23 protein-coding genes are annotated in these 24293 nt (G+C 65.5%); 8 read left to right on the top strand and 15 right to left on the bottom strand.

Going from position 1 to position 24293, the window contains the following annotated elements:
• Positions 1-6: 6 nt before the first annotated feature.
• From ABG82_RS04185 to ABG82_RS04170, 4 genes are all read right to left on the bottom strand, one after another.
• Positions 7-648 (bottom strand): Rv0804 family intramembrane glutamic endopeptidase, encoded by a 642-nt coding sequence (locus tag ABG82_RS04185; protein ID WP_078343943.1) that lies wholly within the window; start codon positions 646-648, stop codon positions 7-9.
• The gene (locus tag ABG82_RS04180) at positions 648-2450 is read right to left on the bottom strand and encodes an alpha/beta hydrolase (protein WP_043079941.1); all 1803 of its coding nucleotides are present in this window, start codon (positions 2448-2450) and stop codon (positions 648-650) included. The genes ABG82_RS04185 and ABG82_RS04180 overlap by 1 nt, the downstream gene beginning before the upstream one ends.
• Complete coding sequence (gene purL / locus ABG82_RS04175) at positions 2447-4732, bottom strand: phosphoribosylformylglycinamidine synthase subunit PurL (RefSeq protein WP_043079942.1); 2286 nt, start codon at positions 4730-4732, stop codon at positions 2447-2449. Before purL ends, ABG82_RS04180 begins: the two co-directional genes overlap by 4 nt.
• 107 nt (positions 4733-4839) lie before the next feature.
• The gene (locus ABG82_RS04170) at positions 4840-5259 is read right to left on the bottom strand and encodes a DoxX family protein (protein ID WP_043079943.1); all 420 of its coding nucleotides are present in this window, start codon (positions 5257-5259) and stop codon (positions 4840-4842) included.
• Positions 5260-5344: 85 nt separating this feature from the next.
• Here ABG82_RS04170 and ABG82_RS04165 point away from each other — a divergent pair, with 85 nt between their 5' ends.
• Both ABG82_RS04165 and ABG82_RS04160 read left to right on the top strand, forming a co-directional pair.
• Positions 5345-6358 (top strand): hypothetical protein, encoded by a 1014-nt coding sequence (locus ABG82_RS04165; protein WP_043079944.1) that lies wholly within the window; start codon positions 5345-5347, stop codon positions 6356-6358.
• Positions 6359-6376: 18 nt separating this feature from the next.
• Positions 6377-7195 carry a maleylpyruvate isomerase family mycothiol-dependent enzyme gene (locus tag ABG82_RS04160; RefSeq protein WP_043079945.1) on the top strand — a complete coding sequence of 273 codons (819 nt, stop codon included), beginning with the start codon at positions 6377-6379 and terminating at the stop codon, positions 7193-7195.
• Here the strand turns inward: ABG82_RS04160 and ABG82_RS04155 are convergent.
• Positions 7185-8453 carry a M18 family aminopeptidase gene (locus tag ABG82_RS04155; RefSeq protein ID WP_043079974.1) on the bottom strand — a complete coding sequence of 423 codons (1269 nt, stop codon included), beginning with the start codon at positions 8451-8453 and terminating at the stop codon, positions 7185-7187. The two genes, ABG82_RS04160 and ABG82_RS04155, sit on opposite strands and share 11 nt — an antisense overlap.
• A 42-nt stretch (positions 8454-8495) precedes the next feature.
• On the opposite strand from ABG82_RS04155, the gene ABG82_RS04150 reads away from it, so the two are divergent.
• Positions 8496-9503 carry a Dyp-type peroxidase gene (locus ABG82_RS04150; RefSeq protein WP_043079946.1) on the top strand — a complete coding sequence of 336 codons (1008 nt, stop codon included), beginning with the start codon at positions 8496-8498 and terminating at the stop codon, positions 9501-9503.
• Positions 9500-10300: a family 1 encapsulin nanocompartment shell protein gene (locus ABG82_RS04145; protein WP_043079947.1), complete on the top strand. Its 801-nt coding sequence runs from the start codon at positions 9500-9502 to the stop codon at positions 10298-10300. The genes ABG82_RS04150 and ABG82_RS04145 overlap by 4 nt, the downstream gene beginning before the upstream one ends.
• 80 nt (positions 10301-10380) lie before the next feature.
• On the opposite strand, the gene purQ is transcribed toward ABG82_RS04145, so the two are convergent.
• Together purQ and purS are read right to left on the bottom strand one after the other, a co-directional pair.
• Complete coding sequence (purQ, locus tag ABG82_RS04140; RefSeq protein ID WP_043079948.1) at positions 10381-11055, bottom strand: phosphoribosylformylglycinamidine synthase subunit PurQ; 675 nt, start codon at positions 11053-11055, stop codon at positions 10381-10383.
• On the bottom strand, positions 11052-11291 hold the full coding sequence (gene purS / locus ABG82_RS04135; RefSeq protein WP_005064165.1) for a phosphoribosylformylglycinamidine synthase subunit PurS: 240 nt from the start codon (positions 11289-11291) through the stop codon (positions 11052-11054). The genes purQ and purS overlap by 4 nt, the downstream gene beginning before the upstream one ends.
• 50 nt (positions 11292-11341) lie before the next feature.
• Here purS and ABG82_RS04130 point away from each other — a divergent pair, with 50 nt between their 5' ends.
• A complete protein-coding gene (locus ABG82_RS04130; protein ID WP_043079949.1) occupies positions 11342-11980 on the top strand; it encodes an MBL fold metallo-hydrolase in 639 nt (212 codons plus the stop codon).
• Here ABG82_RS04130 and ABG82_RS04125 read toward each other — a convergent pair.
• From ABG82_RS04125 to ABG82_RS04115, 3 genes are all read right to left on the bottom strand, one after another.
• Positions 11977-13635 carry an FAD-binding dehydrogenase gene (locus ABG82_RS04125; protein ID WP_043079975.1) on the bottom strand — a complete coding sequence of 553 codons (1659 nt, stop codon included), beginning with the start codon at positions 13633-13635 and terminating at the stop codon, positions 11977-11979. The two genes, ABG82_RS04130 and ABG82_RS04125, sit on opposite strands and share 4 nt — an antisense overlap.
• A gap of 115 nt (positions 13636-13750) precedes the next feature.
• A complete protein-coding gene (locus tag ABG82_RS04120; RefSeq protein ID WP_043079950.1) occupies positions 13751-14455 on the bottom strand; it encodes a DUF2334 domain-containing protein in 705 nt (234 codons plus the stop codon).
• 71 nt (positions 14456-14526) lie between these two features.
• Complete coding sequence (locus ABG82_RS04115) at positions 14527-15015, bottom strand: glutathione peroxidase (protein WP_043079976.1); 489 nt, start codon at positions 15013-15015, stop codon at positions 14527-14529.
• 68 nt (positions 15016-15083) lie between these two features.
• Between ABG82_RS04115 and ABG82_RS04110 the strand changes: the two genes are divergently transcribed.
• On the top strand, positions 15084-16487 hold the full coding sequence (locus ABG82_RS04110; RefSeq protein ID WP_043079951.1) for a sugar porter family MFS transporter: 1404 nt from the start codon (positions 15084-15086) through the stop codon (positions 16485-16487).
• Here the strand turns inward: ABG82_RS04110 and ABG82_RS04105 are convergent.
• From ABG82_RS04105 to ABG82_RS04095, 3 genes are read right to left on the bottom strand one after another with little or no spacing between them, the layout of a single operon-like run.
• On the bottom strand, positions 16480-17301 hold the full coding sequence (locus ABG82_RS04105) for an SDR family oxidoreductase (protein ID WP_043079952.1): 822 nt from the start codon (positions 17299-17301) through the stop codon (positions 16480-16482). The genes ABG82_RS04110 and ABG82_RS04105 overlap by 8 nt on opposite strands.
• Positions 17302-17308: 7 nt before the next feature.
• On the bottom strand, positions 17309-19426 hold the full coding sequence (locus tag ABG82_RS04100) for a S9 family peptidase (RefSeq protein WP_043079953.1): 2118 nt from the start codon (positions 19424-19426) through the stop codon (positions 17309-17311).
• Complete coding sequence (locus ABG82_RS04095; protein ID WP_043079954.1) at positions 19423-20316, bottom strand: phosphoribosylaminoimidazolesuccinocarboxamide synthase; 894 nt, start codon at positions 20314-20316, stop codon at positions 19423-19425. The genes ABG82_RS04100 and ABG82_RS04095 overlap by 4 nt, the downstream gene beginning before the upstream one ends.
• Positions 20317-20431: 115 nt before the next feature.
• Between ABG82_RS04095 and ABG82_RS04090 the strand changes: the two genes are divergently transcribed.
• Together ABG82_RS04090 and ABG82_RS04085 are read left to right on the top strand one after the other, a co-directional pair.
• Positions 20432-21292 (top strand): DUF559 domain-containing protein, encoded by an 861-nt coding sequence (locus ABG82_RS04090; protein ID WP_043079977.1) that lies wholly within the window; start codon positions 20432-20434, stop codon positions 21290-21292.
• A 45-nt stretch (positions 21293-21337) separates the two neighbouring features.
• A complete protein-coding gene (locus ABG82_RS04085; protein WP_043079955.1) occupies positions 21338-21964 on the top strand; it encodes a hypothetical protein in 627 nt (208 codons plus the stop codon).
• A 164-nt stretch (positions 21965-22128) separates the two neighbouring features.
• Here ABG82_RS04085 and purB read toward each other — a convergent pair whose 3' ends face one another.
• The gene (purB, locus tag ABG82_RS04080) at positions 22129-23547 is read right to left on the bottom strand and encodes an adenylosuccinate lyase (RefSeq protein ID WP_043079956.1); all 1419 of its coding nucleotides are present in this window, start codon (positions 23545-23547) and stop codon (positions 22129-22131) included.
• Positions 23548-23556: 9 nt separating this feature from the next.
• The gene (locus ABG82_RS04075) at positions 23557-24228 is read right to left on the bottom strand and encodes a TetR/AcrR family transcriptional regulator (protein WP_078343929.1); all 672 of its coding nucleotides are present in this window, start codon (positions 24226-24228) and stop codon (positions 23557-23559) included.
• Positions 24229-24293 lie beyond the last annotated feature (65 nt).

Raw genomic sequence — 24293 nt, 5'->3', positions numbered from 1 at the left:
TTGGTATCAGTTGCTCGCACTTTCTCGCGACAAGTCGACATTGGGCCGGGCGACGCACAGGGTTGCTACCGCGCCGGCCTCGTTGAGCGCCAGGTGAGCCAGCATCGGTGCCGCCACGCTGCCTGAGCGCTCTCGCAGCCAGCCCAGCAGCCCGCCGAATAGTCCCGTGACCAGTACCGTCCCCGCAATGGAATCGCCCGCGGCGCGGGCGGGACGGATGTGAGCAAGCCCGAACGTCACTGCCTGGATCACGGCGCCCGGCCTGCTCCCGAAGGCTTCCACGGCCAGCGGTTGCAGCACCCCCCGAAAGGCAAGTTCCTCGGTCCACACCGTGCCCACCGGGATGTGCAGGCCCAGCCACACCGCTGGATGCAGGTCGATCTCACGCCCCCGCATCGAGGAGCGCACCGGCCGCAGCGCGGGTGAAGCACCCACGACAGTGGCGACGGCCAACGCGACGGCCCCGCCGAGGCGCAACCCCGACCCCAACCGGGGCGGCCTCAGCCCGAGCGGAGTACCCGCCGCGACCACCAGTGCGGTGCTGGCGCCCGCGCCGATCAGTGGGCGCCAGCGTTGCGGGAAGCGCTCCAAAAACCCCGGCCATACCGCAAGTGCAACCGCCAGCACGAGCACACGGATGCGGGAAATCACGTGTCGGGGCCGTCGAGCGACGCGGTGTCGACGAGTGCCTTCCGGATGCGTTCGGTGTCCTGCGGAGTCCAGCCCGGCGGTGGGGCGATCGCCGCCCAGCCGTTGACCGACGAGATGCCGTAGTTGTGCCCGTGTCCGTCGGGCACCCCAACAGCGTTGGCCAGGTCGGCGGCCACCTGCCAGAAGGTGACGATCGGGTACCAGCGCATGGCAGCCGTCCGGTCGCCCACTGGCGCCTCTTTGAGCCAATCCGGTTCGCTGAACAACAGATCGGTGGACCACCAGGTCACCGGGTCCGACGGATGCTGCACGAAGAGCACCCTCGGGTTCTGCCATGCCGGTTTGGCCAGGGCGTCGATATCGGGGCCGATCGCGAAACGCGCGGTGAATCCGCTGTCGTACACCGGCACTGCTTCCAGTGTGCCCCGGTCGCGCTTGGACACCAGTTCATTCCAGATATGACTGAAGTTCGGCGGCCCGGTCCACAACACACCGTTGACCCCGGCCGCCCGGATATCACCGAGGCCACCGAACGCGCCTTGTCCCGCAAAAGATCCCAGGCTTTCGCCGTAGATGAGCAGCTTGGGCCGGTGCCCCTCGGGCTGTTGCGCCCAGCGCTTCTGGATGGTGTCCACCAGCAGCTTGCCGGAGGCCAAGGCCTTCTCTTTGTCGGCCAGGAAGGAGATCCAGCTGGGCAGGAACGAGTACTGGGTGGCGACGATCGCGGTGTCGCCGTTGTACATCAGCTCGACACCACGGGCCGCGCCGGGCGTCACCCAGCCGGTGCCGGTGGTCGGCACGATGACCAATACCTGCCGATCGAAAGCCTTGGTGCGCTCCAGTTCCCGCACCAGGATGTCTGCGCGCTCCTCTGCGGTGCCCGCGGTCTCCAGACCCGCGTACACGCGGATGGGCTCCTTGGCCGGACGGCCGTTGACCCTGGTGAGCACATCGGCGTGCAGGCCGCCGGAGACGAAGTTGCGGCCCTCGTATCCGAGGCTGTCCCAGGAGGACAGCGACGCCGGGCTGCCGGAACGCTCAGGTTGGGTCGGTTGATGCACCCCGGCCCTGGTGGTGTCGTTGTGCGGGCCAAACGAAGCGTTGGCGGCGGCGAAGAATCCGCGCACCAGCACGCCGTTGAACAACATGATCGTCAACACCGCCACGATGGCGGTACCGATGAGCAGCGACACTTCCTGGCTCAGACGCAGCCTGCGGATGAGGAACCTGGCCAGCAGCCGGACCAGGTCACGCAGAATCCGGGCTATCGAAATAAAAACTGCACCAACGGCAATGGAGACGAGGAACGACTTGGAGTACTCCGTTGTCGTCGGCCCCTGAGTGTCCATGAGGGCGGCGATCTGGCGCTGCCAACGAGCGGCCGGCACGATCATGGCCAGCGAGCACACCCCGCTGAGGACCACCACCCCGAGCTTGACCGTCACCATCACCCGGTCACGCAGCGGCCACCATTTCTGGTGGCGCAACCAAAAACGCAGCACCAGTTTGGAGAGGGCGACACCGATGCCATAGCCGATGGCCGCGGTGGCGCCACCGATGAGGCCCTGGAACAACCAGGTGCGCGGCATCAGGGAGGGAGTCAACGACAGGCAGAAGAACAACGCGCCAAAGGCGATTCCGCAAAAGTCCAGTCGCAGCAGGTTCCACGCCCAGGCCACCAACGGGTGCCGGTGTTCGACGTGCTCCTCAAGTTCCTGGAATGCCAGCCAGCTGCGGCCGATCCAATCATCGGGATCGACGGTGCTTGTGGTGACCGGGACTCCAGGAGTCTCGCTCATCCGAATAATCCGGGCAGCACGCCTTCGTGTACCTCGCGCAATTCGGTCAGCGCGACCGAGAACTGTCCTTGCACCTCAACGGAATCCGAACCCTGATCGACCACACCGATGCGTACGGCGGGCAGCTGTCGCGCCTCGCACATCGACATGAATCTGCTCTCCTCGGTACGCGGGACCGCGACCAGCACCCGCCCCGCAGACTCGGAGAACAGTGCCACGAAGGGGTCAGCACCTTCGGGAAGCAGTATGCGGCAGCCAGTTTCACCAGCCAATGCGGATTCGACGACGGCCTGGATGAGCCCACCCTCGGACAGGTCGTGAGCGGCCGACACCAGTCCATCACGCGAAGCCGCGGTCAGAACCTGCGCCAACAGCTGCTCACGGGCCAGATCGACCTGCGGGGGTGTGCCGCCCAGGTGATCATGTGCCACCTGCGCCCAAATCGAGCCGTCGAACTCATCGGCGGTGTCACCGAGCAGGATCAGTGTCTCGCCGGGCTCGGTTCCGAATCCCGTGGGGATGCGCCGATTCACGTTGTCGATCACGCCCAGCACGCCGACCACCGGAGTGGGCAGAATCGGGGTGGTACCGGTCTGGTTGTAGAAGCTGACATTGCCTCCGGTTACCGGGATGCCCAGCGTCACACAGCCATCGGCGAGGCCGCGGACCGCTTCGGAGAACTGCCACATGACACCCGGGTCCTCCGGCGAGCCGAAGTTCAGGCAGTTGGTCACCGCGACCGGCGTTGCCCCCGACGCGGCCACGTTGCGATATGCCTCCGCCAGTGCCAGCTGGGCGCCGCGGTACGGGTCCAGGACCGTGTAGCGACCGGAAGCGTCAGTCGCCAAGGCGATTCCACGTCCGGTCTGTTCGTCCACCCGGATCACGCCGGAATCGGCATGTTCGGCGAGGACGGTGTTTCCGCGCACGTACCGGTCGTATTGCTCGGTGATGAACGCGCGGCTGCACAGGTGCGGGCTACCGAGCATGTCCAGCAGCGTCTGCCGCAGCTCCGCGGCGGTGGCCGGGCGCGCCAGTCCCGCGGCGGTATCGGCGATCAGCGCGTCCTGGGTATCTGGGCGAGCCACCGGACGCTCGTAGACGGGGCCCTCGTGTGCCACGGTCCGTGGCGGCACATCGACGACGGGCTCGCCGTGCCAGGTGATGCGCAGCCGGTCACCGTCGGTGACCTCACCGATCACTGTGGCCAGCACATCCCACTTGCGGCACACAGCCATGAAGGCATCCACGTTCTCCGGTGTCACCACGGCGCACATGCGCTCCTGCGACTCACTGGAGAGCACCTCGGCCGGCGTCATTCCGGTGGCGCGCAGCGGCACCTTGTCCAGGTCGATGTGCATGCCACCGTCGCCGGCGGATGCGAGTTCCGATGTCGCGCAGGAGAGCCCAGCACCGCCGAGGTCCTGAATGCCGACCACCAGATGAGCCGCATACAGCTCCAGACAGCACTCGATGAGCACCTTCTCGGTGAATGGATCGCCCACCTGGACGCTGGGCAGCTTCTTACGGGAGGCGCCGTCGGCCTCGTCGCCACCGAATGTCTCCGACGCCAACACCGAAACACCGCCGATGCCGTCGAGCCCGGTGCGCGCCCCGAACAGGATGATCTTGTTGCCGGCGCCGGAGGCGAAGGCCAGATGCAGATCTTCCTTGCGCAACACCCCGGCACACAGTGCGTTCACCAACGGGTTTCCGGCGTAGGACGCGTCGAACACCGTCTCGCCGCCGATGTTCGGCAGGCCCAGCGAGTTGCCGTAACCGCCGATACCGCGCACCACGCCGTCGAAGACGCGACGGGTATCGGGGGCGTCGGCGGCGCCGAAACGCAGCTGATCCATGACGGCGATGGGCCGGGCACCCATGGCCATGATGTCGCGCACGATGCCGCCCACGCCCGTGGCCGCACCCTGGTAGGGCTCGACGTACGACGGGTGGTTGTGCGATTCGACCTTGAAGGTGACCGCCCATCCGTCACCGATGTCCACCACGCCCGCGTTCTCACCGATGCCGGCGAGCATCGCCGAGCGCATCTCCTCGGTGGTGGTCTGCCCGAAGTAGCGCAGATGCACCTTCGAGGACTTGTAGGAGCAGTGCTCGCTCCACATCACCGAGTACATGGCCAGCTCGGCATCGGTGGGGCGGCGGCCGAGTATCTCGCGGATGCGCGCGTACTCGTCGTCCTTGAGCCCAAGTTCAGCGAATGGCTGCGGGTGATCGGGAGTGGCTGCTGCGTTATCGACCGTGTCAACCCGTGAAGTCACGACAAGATTCTAACGTTGCGCCGGTGCAGGTCGAACTGCGACAGCGATTGGCGCGATGCGGAGCCTGAAGACACCCCAATAATCGGCAGATGGGTGAGGTGCCCGCGTTAGCCGATCAGCACCTTCCCCAGTTCACGCCGGCGCAGCACCAAGGCCGCCCAGATCAACAATCCGAAGCCGATCGCGAAGATGACGGGGAACCACGCCTCCTCGTGCATGTCGATGGTGACCGCACCACCCAGGTAAGCCGTCAGCCCGACAGCGCCGAGCACCGCGGTACGCGGGATGGCGAACACGACAGTGCACACCAACAGCACCCAGCCGATCAGCGCTGTCTGATACGGCGGGAAGCCCAGCGCCTCCGTCGCGGTACGCGCGAACTGCGCCCCGAAGATCTTCGGTACGGCGTCGGCCAACAGGAACAGCACGATGATCGCGGTGAGCGCGAGACCAATCTTCTCCGGTGGCGTCCGGGCCGCGAATGCGGCGTTAACGCTCGACACAAAACTCTTGGTCTCGGCCATCACGGGTCCCTTCTCATATCGACCCTCCAACAGTATTGATGCCGACCGACAAGGGCACCGAGGCGCACCGAGGCGCCATACTCCACCCATGGGAATGTTCGGCCAGCGCGGCGGCGCGCTTGGCGTTCTGGTGCTCGGCGTCGCATCCTTGGTCGCCGGCTGCGATTTCACCGGCTCGCGGACCGCCGACCGAATCGATGACACGTTGCGAACCCTTGCGGGGGTGTCGTCGGTGTCACACACCATCAGCCACAGCGGCGGCCCCGCTCCGGCCAGTGCCACCTTCGACGTCTACGTCCGCGGCGAAGCGTCCGCCGATCAGCTCTCCGCACTGACGCGCGTCTTCACCGGCCAGATCCACGATTCCCGCACGTTCCGCTCCTGGGCGGCGACCCTCAACGTAAGACGCTGGCCGGAGGGCAATCACCTGTTTTCCACGATGTATGTCGAACTGCGGCCCTCGGCTGCCACCCCGGAGCCACCGTGGCAGGACTGGCTGAAGCTTTCCCGGGGCGAATACGGCTACCAGATCACCGGGCGGGTGCGGCCGTCCGACTACGACCGGCCCGCCGGCACCAGCTTTGATGTCACGATGTTCGACGGCAAGGATCGACGGCCGGACAATATCGGCGCCACCGAATTCGCCACGGCAGTGCGCAGGCTCGGCACCGACTTCCCCGGCTCCACCAGCGACTGGGTAATCACCAACTCCTTGATCTACGCCAACGATCCACCCAGCATCCGATCCGGCCACGGTCTGCCGACTGCGGCGCAACTGGACTTGTGGGAGGCCCTGGACACCATCGCGCCCGTCGACGGCGACTTCAATCGGGGCCCGCTACCAGGCAACCGTGACCAGCCTGACCGCAACAGCATCCAGCTCACCAAGCTGACCGGCCGGAACATGGATCACGTTGCGGAAGAACAGCTTCAGCTGATCAAGAAGTCAGGAACGGCAACCGTGTACACCGTGGAGGACGCCCAGATCACCGTGCGACCCGGACGCTGCTCCACGGGCGTGTGGGAGCCGCAGCCCAGTACCGCCCCCGATGTGGCCCTACAAGGCGAGCTGCGCGCTCAATTCGAAACCTGCCCGCACTGACTCTCGTAGGCTCGCACCATGACCGTCACGATCGTCGCCAAAGAGCCCGTCGTCGCCGCATTGGCCGCGGAGTGGACCGCGCTGGGCGAGTTGGGCGACAGCCTGAACGATGAGCAATGGGCCGCGCCCTCCGTCTTGCCGGGGTGGACCGTCAAGGACGTCGTCGCGCATGTGGTCGGTACCGAACGCTTACTCTCGGGCGACCCACTGCCCAGCACCGATGAGGCCGTGGCCGGTCTGCCGCACGTGCACAATCCCGTCGGGGTCCTCAACGAACGGTGGCTCACCTACTACCGCAAGCTCCCGCCGGTCGCGGTGATGAATGACCTGCACACCGTTACCAGCGCTCGCCTGGCCGTGCTGGAGGGCCTGACTCAAGAGCAGTTCAATGCCGAGACCGTCACCCCGGTGGGGCCGGAAAGCTATGGCCGATTCATGCAGATCCGCGACTTCGACTGTTGGATGCACGAATTGGATGTACGTGACAGCCTGGGGCTGCCCAGTCCGACGGACCCTGTCGCGGCGGCGCCCGCGCTCAACGAACTGGTCAACGCGCTGCCCTTCCTGATCGGCAAACGCGCGGGAGCGCCCCAGGGAAGCCGGATCCGATTCGTGCTCACCGGAATCGGCGCGCAGAAGGTCGACATCGAAATCCCGGACCGAGCACGCATCGTGGCGGCGCTCTCCGATGCCCCACATGTGACGCTCACCGCCGACACCTGCGAGTTCGCCCGCCATCTGGGTGGGCGCGCCAGCGCCAACCGCAACGGGTTCAGCCTCAGCGGCGACCCGGACCTGGGCTGGAAGATCGTCGCCAATCTGCGCTTCACGATGTAGCGGGTAGCTCCAGAAACGCTTGCAGCGCATCGGCATACATCGGCACGTCGTGCGCGCCCATCAGCTCACGCGCCGAGTGCATGGCCAGTGTCGCGGCCCCCACGTCCACGGTGACGATGCCGGTGTGTGATGCCGCGAACGGCCCGATGGTGGATCCGCACTGCATATCCGCCCGGTGTTCGTACCGCTGCACGGGGACTCCGGCCCGTTCACAGGCGAGGACGAAGGCGGCCGTACCGCGTCCGTCGGTGGCGTAGCGGACGTTGGGATGGATCTTGATCACCGGTCCGGCGTTGACGGCGATCTGGTGTCCCGGTTCATGCCGATCCGGATAGTTGGGGTGGGTCGCGTGGGCCATATCGGCCGAGACCATTAGCGAGGCGGCCGCACGCCGCAGAAAGTCTTCACGCGTTCCATTGCTGGACAACACAATCCGCTCCAGCACTGTCGACAGCAGATCCGAGTGGGCGCCGTGGTCGGAGACCGAACCGATCTCCTCATGGTCGAAGAGCGCCAGCACCGTCGTCGAGCTGGATTCCGCGGCCAAGAAAGCCTCTAGACCGGCATAGCAGCTGGCTTGGTTGTCCAAGCGCGGCGCACTGACCAGGCTCTCATCGGGTCCCACCAACGCCGCCCCGGTCAGATCGTGCGTCATCAGATCCCGCCCCAGGACATCGGCGGGGGTTACTCCCAGCTGTTCGGCGATGTACTCCGCAAAGCTGCGTTCACCACTCCACACCGAGTTCACATGCCATTGCGGGTCGATCACCCATTTCTTGCGTTCCTCGGCGCTGACCATGTGAATCGCCAGGTTCGGCACCCGCAGAATCGGCTGGTCGATGCGAATCAGGGTGGACCGCACCGAATCTCCGTCACGCACCAGTACCCGGCCGGACAAGCCCAAATCGCGATCCAGCCAGGTCTGCACCCAGGCGCCCCCGTAGGGCTCCAGGGCGACCATCGGCCAACCGGCCTGTACGCGATCGGCGTTGGCCTTCACCCGCAGGTTCGGGCTGTCGGTGTGTGCGCCGATCACCCGGAACGCGGCGTTCTCATCTTCCATGTCGACACCACGCCAGGCCACAATCGAACCCGACCGCACCACGAAGTAGTCGCCCGCGTGGCCCGGCCAGCGTTGTGCCTCGAACAGCTCAGTGAAGCCCTCCCGTCGCAGACGATGCGCAACCGTGTCCACGGCGTGAAACGGGGACGGTGAGGCGTCGATGAATTGGCAAAGTCCTACGGCGGTGGCGGTCACGCTTCCCATGATGGCTGACCGGATTCGGTCTAGGGTCGAAGCGTGCCCGATCCCGTGCCGCAAGCCGTCCTAGACCCACTGTCCTCGTCCGCCATCTTCCTGGTGGTGACGATCAACGAGGGCGCCGAACAGGCTGTTCATGACGCCCTGCCCGAGCTGTCCGGCCTGGCGAGGGCCATCGGCTTCCGCGACCCCTCGCGGCGATTGTCGCTGGTCACTGCCATCGGTTCCGCTGCCTGGGACCGGCTCTTCTCCGGTTCGCGCCCCGCCCGGTTATGGCCGTTCCAGGAGGTGCGCGGCGAACGCCATGTGGCCCCGGCCACTGCCGGCGATCTGCTGTTCCATATCCGCGCCTCGACCATGGACCGCTGTTTTGAGCTGGCCACCCGGATCACCAACGTGCTGGCGGGTGCGGTGACCGTTGCCGACGAGGTGCACGGTTTTCAATACTTCGACAACCGCGACCTGCTGGGGTTCGTGGACGGCACCGAGAATCCCGACGGCGCCGAGGCGGCTTCGGCCGCTCTTGTCGGTGCCGAGGATCCCGATTTTGTGGGTGGCAGCTATGTACATGTGCAGAAGTACCTGCACAACATGGCCGCCTGGAGCGCCCTGACCGTCGATGAGCAGGAGAAGGTGATCGGGCGCACCAAGCTCGACGACATCGAATTCGACGACGCCGTCAAGCCGCCGAATTCACATGTGGCGCTCAATGTCATCGAGGACGAAGAGGGCAACGAGCTGCAGATCCTGCGGCGCAACATGCCCTTCGGCGAGCTCGGAACATCCGAGTTCGGAACGTATTACATCGCCTACTCACGCACCCCGGACGTCACGGAACGCATGCTGCGCAACATGTTTATCGGGGATCCACCGGGCAACACCGACCGCATTCTGGATTTCTCGACCGCGGTCACCGGTGGGCTCTTCTTCGCCCCGGCTGGCGACTTCCTCGACGCTCCCCCACCGTTGCCCGTCGTGGCGGTGACCAAATCCGTTGAATACCAAGGTTCTCTTTCGATCGGCAGCCTGAAAGGATCGTTGTCATGAACAACCTGTACCGCGAACTCGCACCCATCACCGACGAGGCGTGGGCGGAGATCGAGACCGAGGCCGCCCGCACTTTCAAGCGCCATATCGCCGGACGCCGGGTGGTCGACGTCAGCGAGCCGGGCGGCCCCTCCAGCGCGGCGGTAAGCACCGGACACCTGCTGAACGTGCAGGCACCTGCCGACGGCGTGCAGGCCCATCTGCGGGAGAGCAAACCGCTTGTACGACTGCGCGTTCCCTTCACCATCAGCCGGGTGGCCATCGACGACGTGGAGCGCGGCGCCCAGGACTCCGATTGGGATCCGGTCAAGGAGGCGGCCAAGAAGCTGGCGTTCGCCGAGGACCGCGCGATCTTCGAGGGATACCCGGCCGCCTCGATCGTCGGCATCCGCGAGTCCAGCTCCAACCCCGAACTCAAGCTGCCCGAGGATGTCCGCGAGTACCCCGATATCGTCGCCCAGGCGCTTTCGGAACTGCGGCTGGCCGGTGTCGACGGTCCCTACTCGGTGCTGCTGTCGGCCGAGGAGTACACGAAGGTCAGCGAGGCCTCCGATCGGGGCTATCCCATCCGCGAGCACCTTCGCCGGCTGGTGGCCGACGGGGACATTCTGTGGGCACCGGCGATCGACGGTGCGTTCGTGCTGAGCTGCCGTGGCGGCGACTTCGACCTGCAGCTGGGTACCGACGTCACCATCGGATATCTGTCGCACGACGCCGAGAGTGTGCAGCTGTATCTGCAGGAGACTCTGACGTTCCTGAACTACACCGCGGAGGCCTCGGTCGCGCTGCTGCCGTAGCCCCTTCTCTCGTCGAATATCGACTTTCGGAGCGCTTTACTCGCACTTCTTAACAGAAAGTCGACATTCGGCGAGGACTATCAGGCAGTGAGCACGGCGTCGAGCGCCGAGTAGAAAATGCCGAGCCCGTCGTCGCTGGGACCGGTCAGGGCCTCGGTGGCGTGCTCCGGGTGCGGCATGAGCCCGACCACACGGCCGTTGGCCGAGGAGATGCCGGCGATGTCGCGCATCGACCCGTTGGGGTTCTCGCGGTAGCGGAAGACCACCCGGCCCTCACCCTCAAGCTCGTCGAGCACCTCGTCGGAAGCCACGTACCGTCCCTCCCCGGACTTCAGCGGCACCAGGATGTCGGCGCCCTGCTCGTACCGGGAAGACCACGCGGTGTTGTTGGCGTCGACACCCAGCCACACATCGCGGCACACGAAGTGCAGACCGGCATTGCGGGTCAGCGCACCGGGCAACAGTCCCGCCTCGCACAGCACCTGGAAGCCATTGCAGATGCCCAGAATTGGCAAGCCCTGCGCGGCAGCATCGACCACCGACCGCATCACCGGGGCGAACCGTGCGATGGCGCCGGCGCGCAGGTAGTCGCCGTAGGAGAAACCACCGGGCACGATCACCGCGTCGACAGACTTCAGGTCGGCATCGTCATGCCACAGCGAGACCGCCTCGGCACCGGAGAGCCGGGCCGCGCGGGCCGCGTCGACGTCATCGAGGGTGCCCGGGAAGGTGATGACACCGATGCGAGGAGTCATTCGGACTCCCGCACGATTTCCCAGTCCTCGATGACGGTGTTGGCGAGCAATGCTTCGGCGATCGACTCCAGGTCGGAGTCGCTGATCTCACCGTCGAACTCCAACTCAAAGCGCTTGCCCTGCCGGACGTCTGCCACGCCGGCATAGCCAAGGCGGGACAGCGCACCCACGATCGCTTGTCCCTGCGGGTCCAGGATCTCGGGTTTCGGCATGACGTTTACGACGACTCGGGCCACGGCCTGACTTTACCGTGTGGGCCCGGACACATCCCGCCTAGACTCCCCTCATGCAGCTGACCCACTTCGGGCATTCGTGCCTGCTGGCTGATTTCGGCAACACCACCCTGCTGTTCGATCCGGGCAACTTCTCGCACGGATTCGAGGGGATCACCGGCCTGTCGGCCATCCTGATCACCCATCAGCATCCTGACCACGTGGATCTGCAGCGACTGCCCGCGCTGGTCGAGGCCAACCCGGGGGCGGCGCTCTATGCCGATCCGATGACCGCGGCACAGCTGGGTGAACCCTGGCAGCCGGTGCACGCCGGTGACAGCTTCACCGTCGCGGATCTCACCGTGCGTGGGGTCGGCGGCCAGCACGCGGTGATCCATCCGGAGATCCCGCTCATCGACAACACGTCGTATCTGATCGGCGACGGTGACCATGCCGCGCGTCTGATGCATCCCGGCGACGCACTGTTCGTGCCCAGCGAGGAGGTCGACGTGCTGGCGCTGCCCGCCGCCGCGCCGTGGATGAAGGTGTCCGAGGCAATCGAGTACCTGCGTGCGGTCAACCCGGCCCGGGCGGTGCCGATCCATCAGGGGATCTTGCAGGAGGCCGCATACCCGTTCTTCTACACGCGTTTTCGCGAGATGTCCGACGCCGATTTCCAGGTGCTGCCGCACGAGGACGCGGTCTCCTTCTAGCCGATGTCCTCGGCCGCGCCCCGGCCCGCGGCGCGTCCACTGAAGATGCAGCCACCCAGGAAGGTGCCTTCCAGCGCCCGGTAGCCATGCACACCGCCGCCACCGAACCCGGCGACCTCGCCCGCCGCATACAGGCCGTCGAAACAGCTGCCGTCGGCGCGCAGAACACGCGAATCGAGATCGGTTTCCAAGCCGCCCAGGGTCTTTCGGGTCAGAATATGTAGCTTCACCGCGATGAGCGGGCCCGCCTTCGGGTCGGTGAGCCGGTGCGGAGCCACCACCCGGGTGAACCGGTCGGCCAGGTAGCCGCGCGCGGCGCGGATCGCGGCGATCTGCGGGTCCTTACCGAAGGGGTTGGCCACCTCACGGTCCCGCGCCGTCACCTGCTGGGCGATGGTCGCGTAGTCCAGGGGTGTGACATCCGGCAGCGCGTTCATCTTGGCGACCAGGTCAGGCAGATTCGATGCACTGACGAAGTCGACGCCCTTATCGATGAATGCCTGCACCGGTGCGGGCGCACCCGCCTTTCCCCGCCGCAGCACCCCCCGCACATCCTTGCCCGTGAGGTCCGGGTTCTGTTCCTGACCCGACAGCGCGAACTCTTTGGCAATAATTCGCGCGTTGAGAATGAACCACGAATAGTCATGCCCGCTGCGGCAGATGTGCTCCAAGGTACCCAGCGTGTCGAAGCCGGGGAACAACGGCGCCGGAATTCGAGATCCGTTGGCATCCAACCACAACGATGACGGCCCGGGCAGGATCCGAATACCATGGCCGGGCCAGATCGGGTCGTAGTTGGTGATGCCCTCGGTGTAATGCCACATGCGGTCCCGGTTGATCAGGTGCGCCCCCGCCGCGACCGAGATCCCGAGCATGCGGCCGTCCACGTGGGCGGGCACACCCGTAAGCAGCTGAGAAGGAACGCGCCCCAGCCGCTCGGGCCAGTTGGCACGCACCAGATCATGATTGCCGCCGATGCCGCCGCTGGTGACGATGACGGCCTGTGCGCGGAACTCAAACTCTCCCAGGGCGGTTCGCGACGACGTGACACCCCGCGCGCTGTTCGATGGCTCCAGCACCGTCCCCCGGACGCCCACCGCGGCACCCTGATCGACAATCAGCTCGTCGACCTGGTGCCGGTAGGCGATGCGCACCTGCCCGCGATCCACCGCGGCGAGTACGCGCCGGGCGAAGATCTCCACCAGCCCGGGACCGGTACCCCACGTGATGTGAAACCGCGGCACCGAATTGCCCGGCCCCAGCGCATCCTTGCCACCGCGCTCGGCCCACGAGACCACAGGAAATGTCTGCAAACCCCTGGCCCGCAACCAGCTTCGCTTCTCTCCTGCGGCGAAATCGACGTATGCGTGCGCCCATTGGCGCGGCCAGTGATCCTCGGGCCGGTCAAATCCGGCGGTACCGAGCCAGTCCTGCAGCGCCAACTCGTGGGAATCCTTGATCCCCAGGCGGCGCTGTTCGGGACTGTTGACGAAGAAGAGACCCCCGAAAGACCAATACGCCTGCCCACCCAGACTGGCGGAGTTCTCCTGCTCGACGACGATGACGCTCTTGCCCCGGTCCACCAATTCACAGGTCGCCACCAAGCCCGCCAGGCCCGCGCCTACGACGATGACATCGGTACTCGTGTCACTCACCGGTTCACCGTAGCGGGGACGATTGATGATGGAAAGGTCCAACTTCCTTGCGGTGAAAGCACAAAGCCATCACTGTGACACCGGGGACCAGTGCCTATACGGCAAACGATGAACTTTATGCCACGCTGTGCAATACCTGCTTGGGCAACCACTCGTAGACACCTGGCACGGAACCGTGCAGCAACGCGAGGTCGATGGCGTCGATCATCGCCTGACGCGGCCCCGGCTTGCGTAGGTGCTTGGCCGAGATGGCGACTCGCACCACGCCGTCGCGGCGGGCCGTGCGCGCCGCGGACAGCACCAGCATCCGGCACCACCACGGCTCGGAGAGGAAGCCCTCGCCGATGCCCAGCACCCGGGACCGCACCGAAGTCCCGTGCACCAGATCGGTGATCTCGGAAAGTCCAATGTTCAGGCGGAAACCATTGCGCGGCAGCATCTCTACGGCTCCCGCTGAGGCCATCCAGCCCGGCGCGGCAAAGAGCCGCGTCCGCAGGCCGGTCTGCTCCATCACACGATCGGCGGCCATCAGGCGCAGATTGGCCTCGTGCGCAGGCAATGCCGCGAACTCGTCGCGACGCTTCTTGGTTGCCGCCTGGTCGTATCCGTGCAGCACGATGGCGTCACCGCGTGACCGGCGCGCCGCCAGCCAGTCAACCGTCGGCTGGTCCTCCACCAAGCGGTACTTGCCCTTCAACCGAGGGGCCACCAAGAAGGACAGCGGGATCGTCCGCCTGTCCATCTCCTCAGTAAATGCAGCAATCTCGTCGAGAGTGCGATCGCAGATTCCCGACACCGATACCAGCAGCTGTCCTGCCATGCCGCCAGTCTGGCAACTCCAGATGTACGCAAGGTGTCAGACACCCCGCATCGAAAAGAACGCTCTGGGAGCTACCCCAGAGCGTTCTCGATGGCCTCGATCACCTCGGGGGCGTCGGGCACCGTCGTCGGCCGGAATCTCTTGACCACCGAGCCATCCCGTGCGATCAAGAACTTCTCGAAGTTCCACTGCACGTCCCCGGCGGCACCTTCGGCGTCGGCGATCTTGGTGAGCTCTGCGTACAGCGGATGCCGGCCGTCCCCGTTCACGTCGGACTTCTCCAGCAGCGGAAAGCTCACCCCGTAAGTGGTGGAACAGAACGTCTGGATCTCTTCCGCCGTTCCCGGTTCCTGGCCCATGAACTGGTTACAGGGCACCCCAAGCACCGTCAGACCGCGATCGGCGTAATCGGAGGCCAGCTTCTCCAGCGCCGCGTATTGCGGGGTGAGCCCGCATTTGGATGCCACATTGACCACCAGTACGGCGTTATCGCCGAAATCGGCCAGCGACAGCTTCGAACCGTCCAGTGCGGTCAACGGAATGGAGGCGAGATCGGTCATGCCTCCCACCGTACCGGGGTTGCGATGGTTGACTGTTCGCACACTAAGCAAATTTGCGGAGGTCATGTATGAGCGAGGAGGGCGAAGTCTCCTCGGGCCACAGTGCCCTGCGGATCGCGTCGGTAGCCGCCCTGGGCGGGCTCCTCTTCGGATACGACAGCGCCGTCATCAACGGCGCGGTGCAGGCGATTCAGGACGCGTTCACCATCCGTGACGCCGAACTCGGGTTCGCGGTCGCCTCGGCGCTGCTCGGCGCGGCGCTGGGCGCCATGACGGCGGGCCGCATCGCCGACCGGATAGGGCGGGTGGCCGTCATGAAGATTGCCGCCGCCCTGTTCCTGCTGAGCGCGGTGGGCGCCGGTCTCGCGCCGAACATCGAGCTGCTCGTCATCTTCCGAGTGATCGGCGGGGTCGGGGTCGGCGTCGCATCTCTGATCGCGCCCGCCTACATCGCCGAAACCTCGCCGTCGCACATCCGTGGGCGATTAGGTTCACTGCAACAATTGGCGATCGTTACCGGGATCTTCTTGTCCCTCACCATCGATTGGCTGTTGGCGCATCTCGCGGGCAGTTCTCGCGACATCCTGTGGCTCGGCCTGCCCGCATGGCGCTGGATGTTCCTCGCGATGGCGCTGCCGGCACTGGTGTACGGCACGCTGGCCTTCACCATCCCGGAGTCTCCCCGCTATCTCGTTGCCACGCACCGTATCCCCGAGGCGCGCAGCGTGCTGGCGACCCTGCTCGGCGAAAAGAACCTCGACATCACGATCGGCCGCATCCAAGAGACACTCGATCAAAACACCTCGTCGTCGTGGCGCGATCTGCGCAAGCCCACCGGCGGTCTGTATGCCATCGTGTGGATTGGGATGGCGCTGGCGGTGTTTCAGCAGTTGGTGGGCATCAACGTGATCTTCTACTACTCGAACGTGCTGTGGCAGGCGGTCGGCTTCGGCGAGACCTCCTCCTTCACGATCACGGTCATCACCTCGATCACGAACATCGTCACCACGCTGATAGCGATCGCGCTCATCGACCGGGTGGGCCGCAAGCCTCTTCTACTCATCGGCTCGGCGGGTATGGCCGCGACGCTCGGCACCATGGCGATCGTCTTCAGTTCGGCCACCATGGTGGACGGCAAACCACACCTGGGACCCGTCGCCGGGCCTGTCGCGCTGGTTGCCGCCAATCTGTTTGTCGTCGCGTTCGGAATGTCCTGGGGCCCGGTGGTCTGGGTGCTGCTGGGTGAGATCTTCCCCAACCGGATCAGGGCAGCGGCCATGGGTTTGGCCACCGCGGGCAACTGGGCGGCCAACTGGCTGGTGACGGTGACGTTCCCGGCGTTACGAGACGCCCTGGGCATCGCCTACGGGCTCTACGCGTTGTGCGCGGTGTTGTCCTTGGTGTTCGTGGCGCGCTGGGTGCAGGAGACCAAGGGGCGATCGTTGGAGGATATGGATTCGGCAATCAGCTGAACAGCTGACCGGACCGCACCGCCGCGATGACCCCGCCGTCGACCAACAAATCTGTGCCCGTGATGTAGGACGATTCGGGCCCCAGTAGGAATGCCGCCGCCGCCGCGATGTCATCGGACGTACCGATACGCCCGGAGGCCGAGCCGTCGATCATGGCCTTCGTGATCGCGCCCGTCGGCGAAGCGAGCTCGTGGTGCCCCATCGTGGTAGACACCACTCCCGGACTGATCGAGTTGATGCGGGCTCCGCGTGAACCCCACTGACGAGCCGCCGAACGAACACGAATGCGATTGGCACGCTTGGATAATTGGTAGGCCACGGCAGGGTATTCGATGCTCTGAACATAGGGCAGAGCCAACAATTCCTCCGCGACTGTGGCACCGAGTTCGTGTTCCTGCTCGGCGGTGAGCTCGAATGGCATGTGGCCGGCCATGCTGGCAATCACCACACCCGCACCGCCGGAGGCGATGACGTTGCCGAACTCCTCCACCACCAGGGCCACCCCCACCAGATCGACGGCCAGGATGGCTGCCGTCGGCGACTGCGCCGGTGAGAGGCCGGCGGTGTGCGCGACCTGCGTGACCCGCCCCAGTGCCGCGGCGGCCCCCGCGAGCGCCGATACCCCCGCGCGCGAGGAGACGTCGACCGGCTCTCCGACGACGTGATGACCATCGGACGTCAGTTCATCGACGACGCGCCGGAGTGCCTGCTCATTGTGGTCGGCGATCAGCAGCGTTTTGCCGATGCCCTGACGACGGGCGATGACCCTGCCCATGCCGCCGACACCGATGACGACGACGACCTCGTCAGACATTGGCGAATTACCCCTGTGCCCCAAGGACATCGAGTATCCACGCGAGCTGGAAGGCACTCTCTTTCCAGCGCTCGTAGCGCCCGCTGATCCCACCGTGTCCTGCTGTCATCTCGGTACGCATCAAGATGGGACGTTCACCGGTGGTGGTGTGGCGCAACTCCGCCACCCACTTGGCCGGTTCCACGTACAGCACCCGGGAGTCATGCAAGGACGTCATCGCAAGAATGCTGGGGTACTCCGCGGCCCGGATGTTCTCGTAGGGCGAATACGACTTGATGTAGTCATAAACATCCCTATTTTCCAGGGGATTTCCCCACTCATCCCACTCGGTGACGGTCAGCGGCAGCGACGGATCGCAGATGGTGGTGACGGGATCGACAAAGGGCACCTGTGCGAGCACACCGGCGAACAGCTCGGGCGCCAGATTCACCGCGGCACCCACCAGCAGTCCGCCGGCACTGCCACCCCAGGCCACCAGCCGATCGGGCAACGCGACGCCGGTGTCGATCAGATGCCTTGCCGCTGAGACAAAGTCGGTGAAACTGTGCCTCTTGCGCAGCATCTTGCCGTCCTCGTACCAGAGGCGGCCCATTTCACCACCACCACGCACGTGGGCGATGACAAACACCACTCCCCGGTCCAACAAGGAGAGTCGGCCGATACTGAACTGCGGATCCTCACACATCTCGTATGCGCCGTATCCGTACAGCACGGTGGGACACGGTGACTGAACATCGCTGCGGTGGACCACCGACAGCGGAATCCGGGTGCCATCTTCGGCGAGCGCCCATTCGCGCCGCTCCACATAGTCCTCGCGGCGATAGCCGCCGAGAACGGGCTGCTCCTTGAGGAGCGTGCGCTCCCCCGTGTGCACATCGAGGTCGTAGACACGGGTCGGGGTGATGAAGGACGCGCAACCCACCCGCAGCAGCGGCGAATTCCATTCGGGGTTGTCGCCCAGTCCCGAGAGCATGAGCTCGGAGTCGAACGCGACTTCCTGCGGTGCGCCATATCCATCGGCCGTCACCGGCCAGACCTGGATGCGCGGCAGTGCTTCTCGCCGATATCCGATCACGAACCGTTCGGCAAATGCCTCCACACCGTCCAGCCGAACATCATCGCGGTGGTCGATCAGCGTGCGCGCCAACGCGGGGGCGACCGGTCCGTCGGCCAGCGCGGCGACCGGCAGCTCCGCCAGCGCGAAGTTCACGGCCCCGTCGTTGTGCAGGATCAGCAGCCGGTCCTCGCCGCCGACCACAATGTGTTCGACGGTGTACTCGACACCCGTGCGGCGCAGCCACACCGGCGAAAAAGCCGTAGCCGGATCCTCGGCGTCGCCGATCAGAATCTCGGACGTCACCGACGAATGCACGCTGATCGCGACAAAGCGATCACTGCGAGTACGGCCGACACCAATCCAGAATCGCTCGTCCGGTTCGGAGAACACCTCGGTGGGCTCGGCGCCGCTGCCCAACTCGTACCGGCGAATGGCATAGGGCCGGAAGGCTTCATCGATCACGGGGTAGTACAGGGTGCGGCTGTCCATGGCCCAGGTCGCGCCCGCACCGATATCGGCGATCTCATCCGCGTACATCGCACCGGTACGCAGGTCTTTGAACCGCAGCGTGTACATCTCATGGCCGACGACGTCGACCGAGTAGGCCAACGTGTTCCCGTCCGGGCTGACGGTGGCCGCGCCCAGGGAGAAGAAGTCGTGACCCTCGGCTTCGGCATTGCCGTCGAGCAGGATCTGTTCGCCCGGCACATCGTGGTCCAGCGCCGGAGGCGTCCAGTCGTCGGGATCGCCTATCGGACAACGGCAGTGGACTCCGTACTGCTTGCCCTCGAAGCTGCGGGCGTAGTACCACCACTGGCCCATGCGGGTGGGAATGGAGAGGTCGGTCTCCTTGGTGCGCGACTTGATCTCACCGAAGATGCTGGTGCGCAGCTCTTCCAGATGCCCCAGCTGGTCATCGACATAGGCGTTCTCCGCCTCCAGATGCGCGATGACCTCTGGACTTTCCTTCTCACGCATCCATTCGTACGGATCAACAAAGGTGTCACCGTGATACTCGCGCAGAGTGTCGATACGGTTGGCGACGGGCGGCTTCACCGGCCCGCTCACGCTGACGGACCGATCCAATCGGCGAAGCTCAGCCCCGAAATGCGCTCATATGCCTCGATATAACGTTCACGTGTGGCCACTGCCACCTCATCCGGCAGGGGTGGCGGCGGAGTGTCCGACGCACGATCCCAACCCGACTCGGGGCCGGTGAGCCAGTTGCGGACGAACTGCTTGTCAAAGCTGTCCTGCACCACGCCGGGCCGATAGTTGGCAGCATCCCAGTAGCGCGAGGAGTCCGGGGTGAACACCTCGTCGGCCAGCACCAAGGTGCCCTCAATATCGACGCCGAATTCAAACTTGGTGTCGGCCAAGATGATTCCCTTGTGCAGGGCATGGGCCGCGGCGCGGGTATAGACCTTGATGGTCTCGTCGCGCAGCTGGTTGGCGCGCACTCCGCCAACCAGATCCACCACCGCGGCGAAGTCGACATTCATATCGTGCTCACCGATATCGGCCTTGGTCGCCGGGGTGAACAACGGCGGATCCAGACGGCTGGCTTCCTCAAGGCCCTGCGGCAACACATGGCCGCACACCGCGCCGGTGCGCTGATAGTCCAGCAGCCCGGACCCGGTGAGGTATCCGCGGGCCACACATTCCACCGGAAGCATGTCGAGGCGCCGCACCAACAGCGCCCGGCCCAGCACTTCCTCGGGGATGCGCGGATCGTCGGGCGGCCCGGCCAGATGGTTCGGCACGGTCAGCAGCCCGAAGAAGAAAACGCTCATCGCGGTGAGGATGCGGCCCTTATCGGGTATCGGCGTATCGAGGATGAAATCGAACGCGGAAATCCGGTCGGTGGCGACGAATAACAGGTGCTCATCGTCGACTCGGTACAGCTCACGGACCTTGCCGCTGGCCACATGCTGGTAATCGGACAGCGAAGGACGCATCGTGACATCCTAACCACCCGCGATTTCGGTGCATTTTGGTGCGCTGGACGCCCCCTTTTGCACACAAGTCATGTTGGCCGGAACCAGCGTCACTCACCCCGTCGTCGTATCCGACATGCTGAACGACCTGCTGCGCCACCAGGACGGCGTCGTCACTCTCGAACAGGCCTGCCGGGCCGGCGTGTCGGTCGATGCGATCAAGCGCAAAGTGCGCAGTGGACAGTGGCGTGCCTGTTTCGCCGGCGTCTACTTCGCCGACGATCGTCCATTCACGCCTGCCGCGCGGGTGCGGGCGGCGGTGTGGTCGTGCGGAACACGAAGCGTCGCGAGTGGGCCGACGGCAGCGTGGTGGCTCGGCCTCACCACCGATCCCCCCGAGGTCGTCGACGTCACGGTGCCCCGGCATGCAAACGGGCGAGCGGCCCCGGGCATCCGCATCCGCCGTCGGGACCTCGCCGCGATCGACATCGTCCAGGAACGGCGACTGCGCGTGACTGCCTTACCGCTGACAGTCCTCGAAGCGGCGGCGACCCGGGGCGGCGGCAGCGCAATCATGGACCGCGCACTCCAGCGTCACCTCGAATTGCCGGCGCTGTGGAGCGCCCATCTGCGCAACAAGGGAAGGTATGGCGCACCCGCGGCCCGCAGGCTGCTTCAATCGGCGGGCAGCGGTGCCCGATCCGAGGCCGAGCGTCTTCTTATACGTCTACTTCAGGCGTCTCGTATCGAGGGGTGGATCGCCAATCACCCGGTGGCGGGTTACGTGGTTGATGTTGCGTTCCCAGTTCAGCGCGTGGCGATCGAGGTCGACGGGTGGGCATTCCACAGCGCTCAGGCCGCGTTTCAGCGTGATCGAATACGCCAGAACGCCATCGCCCTCAGCGGGTGGCAGGTGCTCCGGTTCACCTGGGTCGACCTCACCGAGCACCCGCAAAGGGTTATCTCGATAATCCGCAAAGCGATTTCGGTGCAATAGGGTGCGGTGAGCACCCGAAAATGCACCGAAATCGTGGGAGATCCAATGCGGTACGTGCCCTATTCGACCCGGCCGGGACGGTTGCTCGGTCAGCTGTTCAGTGATGTGGCGGTCGCGATCTGGACCACAGTCTGGGTGTTCGTCGGACTCGCTGTGCATGCGGCGGTGGCAGCGATCGCCGAGGTTGGCCGCCAGGTCAAGGACGGCGCCGACGGTATCTCAGACAATCTGAACTCAGCGGGCGACAGCGCGCACCGCATTCCGTTGGTTGGTGACAAGGTCGGCGGCCCGCTGCGGGCGGCGAGCGAAGCGGCCGCGAATCTGGCCGGCGCCGGACACAATTTGGACACCACCGCGACCTGGTTGGCTGTGGTTTTGGCAATCGCCGTCGCGGCGCCGCCCGTGCTGGCCTTCGCCGGACCATGGATCTTTCTGCGGATCAGGTTCTTTCGCCGCAAGTTGATCGCGGTGCAGCTCGCGGCCACGCCAGCCGGTGAGCAGCTGCTGGCCCTGCGAGCGCTCGCGAACCGACCTCTGAAGAAGTTGGCGGTGATCACCCCAGACCCGGTAGCCGCGTGGCGCACCCAAGACGCCACCGCGATACGTGGCTTGGCCGCCGTCGAACTGAAGGCGGCGGGCATCAGCGCGCCGAAGCAATGGCGCGCCCCGTAACTCTCCCCCGTTCCCGTCGACACGCCGTGTTCTGCGGCGACACGCCACGATTCGCAACAAAAGACGGCGTGTCGACGGGAAGGGGAGCGACCGCCCGTCCCTGGGTCACCGGATCACGCAGCGCCTCAGAGGTTTCCGCGTAGGTTGCCGCCGACCAGAAACGCCTACAAAATTGCGCCCGGGCTGTACACGGCGGCATCGGGGTACTCGGCCGCCAGTGCCTCCACCTCGGCGACCACACGATCCACCTGATCGGCGGCGGCGCCGGTGAATGAGGCCCTGTCGGCAAGCGCCGCTTCGAGCGCGGCCCGATCCAGGGGCAGCCTCGAGTCATCGGCCAGCAAGCCCAAAAGGTCTGGCTCGGCACCCTTTTCGCGCATGGCCAGCGCCGTCGCGACGGCATGCTCCTTGATGACCTCGTGGGCCTCCTCGCGGCCCACCCCGGCGCGCACCGCCGCCATCAACACCTTGGTGGTCGCCAAGAACGGCAGATAGCGACGTAGCTCACGGTCGATGACCGCCGGATACGCGCCGAACTCGTCGAGCACCGTCAAGAAGGTCTCGATCATCCCGTCGATGGCGAAGAAGGCGTCGGGCAGCGCGACACGGCGCACCACCGAACAGAACACGTCGCCTTCATTCCATTGCGCGCCAGCCAATTCCGCTGCCATCGAGCCGTACCCGCGCAGGATCACCTGCAGGCCGTTGACACGTTCGCAGCTGCGGGTGTTCATCTTGTGCGGCATCGCCGAACTGCCCACCTGCCCGGGCGCGAAGCCCTCGGTGACCAACTCGTGCCCGGCCATCAGACGGATGGTGTGCGCCAGTGACGACGGGCCGGCGCCGAGCTGGACCAGCGCCGACACCACCTCATGGTCCAGTGAGCGCGGGTACACCTGGCCGACGCTCGTCAGGGTCGTAGAGAACCCAAGGAAGCTCGCAACACGCTCCTCCAGCTCGGCCAGCTTCTCGGCATCACCGTCGAACAGGTCCAGCATGTCCTGCCCGGTGCCCATCGGGCCTTTGATCCCGCGCAGCGGGTATCTGTCGAGAAGCTCCTGGAGCCGGTCCAGCGCGATCAGCATCTCGTCCGCGGCCGAGGCGAATCGCTTGCCCAGGGTGGTTGCCTGCGCGGCCACGTTATGGCTGCGTCCGGCCATCACCACGTCGCGGTACTCGACGGCATGGTGCGCAAGCCTCGCCACCACCGCGACACCGTGCGCGTGCACGTACTCCAGTGAGCGGCGGATCTGCAGTTGTTCCACGTTCTCGGTGAGATCGCGGCTCGTCATGCCCTTGTGGATGTGCTCATGTCCGGCGAGCGCATTGAACTCCTCGATGCGGGCCTTCACATCGTGGCGGGTCACCCGCTCGCGCGCCGAAATCGAGTCAAGATCGACGTTCTCGATCACACGCTCGTAGTCGTCGATGACACCGTCGGGAACATCGATGCCCAGCTCGCGTTGTGCGCGCAGCACAGCGATCCACAACTGGCGCTCCAGCACCACCTTTGATTGCGGCGACCACAGCTGCACCATGGCGTCGCTCGCGTACCGGGATGCTAGAACGTTAGGGATTTGCACAATCAGAGTCTAAATCGACTCGGCCAGCTGCTCTGCTTCCAGTGGGGCCAGCACGTCGATGACGTCGACCAGCATCGCCGTGGCGGTTGCCGTCGGACTGAGCGCAGCCTCGGTCAGCGCCCCCACCATGGCCCCGTCCACTGTCGAAATCAGCACCGCGACATGGTCGTTGTCTATGGATCGGCCGGACCGGCGGACCACCTGCGCCACGGCGTCGTCGCGCTGCCCCCGCAATCGCTGCTGCACCTCACGCAGTTCCGGATGACGACTGCACGCGAGCTCACGCTCGTAGCGTGAGACCAGCTGCTCTCCGCCGCCGAAGCCCGGCGTACCGAACAACAGCTCCACCACGGCCTCGGCCGTGGCGGCAGCGCCACGGCGCCGGTACTGCACCAGCGATAGGCGTTCCTGGATCTGTTCCAACTCGTTGGTCCCGGCATGCTCGACGGCCCGGGCGATGAGGTCTTCCAGCGAGGAGAAGTAGTACGTGGTGGATGCCAGCGGCAAGCCGGCACGTTGCGCCACCGCACGGTGTCGCACCGCATCAATACCATTGTCTCGCAATAGGTCAGCGGCAGCACTGATCAATGCGCGCCGCCGCCGCTCACCCTTGGGGGTGGCTTGCGGACGGTGCGCGATGTTCCCGTCCGGGAACACCTCCGTCTGCTGCCTGACTGTCACGCCATGTCATGCTGCCAGCAGCGACGCATCCCCACGGGCGTTTTGCGCTATCTCATGCAAGCGGC

Source organism: Mycobacteroides immunogenum, assembly GCF_001605725.1.
Lineage (GTDB): Bacteria > Actinomycetota > Actinomycetes > Mycobacteriales > Mycobacteriaceae > Mycobacterium > Mycobacterium immunogenum.
Note: the sequence above shows the minus strand (reverse complement) of the source record. Positions and strands in the feature narration are given on the sequence as shown.

Excerpts from the sequence above, each read along its gene's own strand:
- purQ (WP_043079948.1), bottom strand. The coding sequence starts at position 11,055 with ATGACTCCTCGCATCGGTGTCATCACCTTCCCGGGCACCCTCGATGAC.
- ABG82_RS04130 (WP_043079949.1), top strand. The coding sequence starts at position 11,342 with ATGCAGCTGACCCACTTCGGGCATTCGTGCCTGCTGGCTGATTTCGGC.
- ABG82_RS04085 (WP_043079955.1), top strand. The coding sequence starts at position 21,338 with ATGCGGTACGTGCCCTATTCGACCCGGCCGGGACGGTTGCTCGGTCAG.
- ABG82_RS04110 (WP_043079951.1), top strand. The coding sequence starts at position 15,084 with ATGAGCGAGGAGGGCGAAGTCTCCTCGGGCCACAGTGCCCTGCGGATC.
- ABG82_RS04160 (WP_043079945.1), top strand. The coding sequence starts at position 6,377 with ATGACCGTCACGATCGTCGCCAAAGAGCCCGTCGTCGCCGCATTGGCC.
- ABG82_RS04120 (WP_043079950.1), bottom strand. The coding sequence starts at position 14,455 with ATGGCAGGACAGCTGCTGGTATCGGTGTCGGGAATCTGCGATCGCACT.
- ABG82_RS04095 (WP_043079954.1), bottom strand. The coding sequence starts at position 20,316 with ATGCGTCCTTCGCTGTCCGATTACCAGCATGTGGCCAGCGGCAAGGTC.
- ABG82_RS04115 (WP_043079976.1), bottom strand. The coding sequence starts at position 15,015 with ATGACCGATCTCGCCTCCATTCCGTTGACCGCACTGGACGGTTCGAAG.
- ABG82_RS04165 (WP_043079944.1), top strand. The coding sequence starts at position 5,345 with ATGGGAATGTTCGGCCAGCGCGGCGGCGCGCTTGGCGTTCTGGTGCTC.
- ABG82_RS04090 (WP_043079977.1), top strand. The coding sequence starts at position 20,432 with ATGCTGAACGACCTGCTGCGCCACCAGGACGGCGTCGTCACTCTCGAA.
- ABG82_RS04105 (WP_043079952.1), bottom strand. The coding sequence starts at position 17,301 with ATGTCTGACGAGGTCGTCGTCGTCATCGGTGTCGGCGGCATGGGCAGG.
- ABG82_RS04145 (WP_043079947.1), top strand. The coding sequence starts at position 9,500 with ATGAACAACCTGTACCGCGAACTCGCACCCATCACCGACGAGGCGTGG.
- ABG82_RS04180 (WP_043079941.1), bottom strand. The coding sequence starts at position 2,450 with ATGAGCGAGACTCCTGGAGTCCCGGTCACCACAAGCACCGTCGATCCC.